This window comes from Candidatus Protofrankia californiensis (genome assembly GCF_900634765.1).
GTDB classification, from domain to species: domain Bacteria; phylum Actinomycetota; class Actinomycetes; order Frankiales; family Frankiaceae; genus Protofrankia; species Protofrankia californiensis.
In genome coordinates this window covers 1,292-2,799 of the sequence record NZ_CAAAFT010000492.1, presented here as the reverse complement: position 1 = coordinate 2,799, position 1,508 = coordinate 1,292, and the positions used below count along the sequence as shown (strand labels likewise).

Genomic DNA, 1,508 nt, shown 5'->3' with positions numbered 1-1,508 from the left:
CCGGCCGTCCGGGGCGAGCAGGCGCACCACTGGTGCCTCGGATGCGTCGGGGTCGGCCCGGTCGGGGGGCTTCCCGGGATCGCGTGGTACCGGCGTGACAAGGTCGTCGGGATACTCGCCGTCGGTGAAATCGTCTGTTCCAGGAACGGACACAATGTCCTCCGGTCGTCCTCGGCCGTCCCCGAGATCGTCGGTGGCGGCTGGATCAATGCGGCCGGTCGCCGCGGGTCAGCGTTTCGTCTAATCAGATGAGGCGTGAGCATGGCCTTGTTCGTGCCGTAGAAATCGATGCCGAGCGCTGGCTTGACCCGGCCACGGAGGACACGTTGACCACGGCGCCGCCGTTGTCTCCCATGCACGCCTTGTACGCCTGCTGCGTCCAGGACAACGCGGCGAGCGCATTGACCTCGAAGATCTTGCGCGCCGCATCCAGGTCCATCTTGATCATCGGACCGTAGACCGGGTTGATGCCCGCGTTGTTGACCAGCATGTCGACCCGGCCGAACGCGTCGACGGTCCGCTCAATCGTCTCAGCCTGGTGCTCGACATCGTCGGCCTTGCCCGCGACAGCGATCGCGTTCCAGGGATCGCCGAGGGCGGCCACGGCCTCGTCCAGTGCCTCTTGCCTGCGAGCGGTGACACGGACCCTGGCACCGTCGGTCACCAGACGCCGGGCGATGCCGAGCCCGATCCCGCGGCTGGCGCCGGTCACCACCGCGCACTGGCCGGCGAACTTCCCGTTCACTCGTTTCTCCCAAAATGTCGATGAGCAGGCAGGCCAACCGGAGGGCAACGGTTCGGATCTGCGGTGCACGGTGCCGAGGCCACGACGCCGTCGTTCGGCTCGCCCATTGCCGTTGAGTCCGCAGCGCTCCGGAGGAACCCCAGCCGAGATCGACACGCAAGCGCCCGACGATGCCCTTACCCATGACATGCACCGGCCGCGGGCCGGCATACTCACGCACCGGAACGTCTCCCGTCAGCGCCATCTCCGGGAAGCAGCCCCGCCCTGGTCCTGAACCCGGACTTTTCCGCGCGCTGCCCGGCTGGGAACGACATCGTCTCCAGGATGGCCCGTTGCTCCGCCGACAGAGGTGTGACCTCGTTACCGGTCATGTGCACCATCACGGTGTCACACAGTCCCACACAGGTCTTGCCCTGGAACAATCCCAAACTGTGCACCATCGACGAGGTGCCGATCCTACTCACTCCGACACCGACGCGGTACTCGCCGGGATAGCCGACCTCCGCCAGGTAGTGGATCGATAGCTGGACGACCACGAAATAGAAGTGCAAGGTCACCAGCGTCGAGGAGCCGAACATGGTCCGGTTCAGCAGCTCCCGAGCGTCGTCATAGAAGGTGGCGATGGCGACGTTGTTGAGGTGGCCGTAAAGGCTGTCGAGGTCACCGAAACGGGGTCGCACGTCGTGGATGAACGGATAGCAGGAAAGAACACGTCGCCCCGGCTGCTGTCTGGGGTCCATCCCGACGTTCACCTGAGTCATAG

The 1,508-nt window shown here is 65.5% G+C and carries 1 protein-coding gene and 1 pseudogene; both read right to left on the bottom strand.

Going from position 1 to position 1,508, the window contains the following annotated elements; all coding sequences use genetic code 11:
* Window positions 1-257: 257 nt before the first annotated feature.
* Window positions 258-745, bottom strand: a pseudogene (locus tag DD1DGNOD_RS25700) (SDR family NAD(P)-dependent oxidoreductase); the annotation flags it as partial.
* Window positions 746-957: 212 nt separating this feature from the next.
* A partial coding sequence (locus DD1DGNOD_RS25695; protein WP_131771198.1) for an acyl-CoA thioesterase occupies window positions 958-1,508 on the bottom strand: 551 nt, incomplete at its 5' end.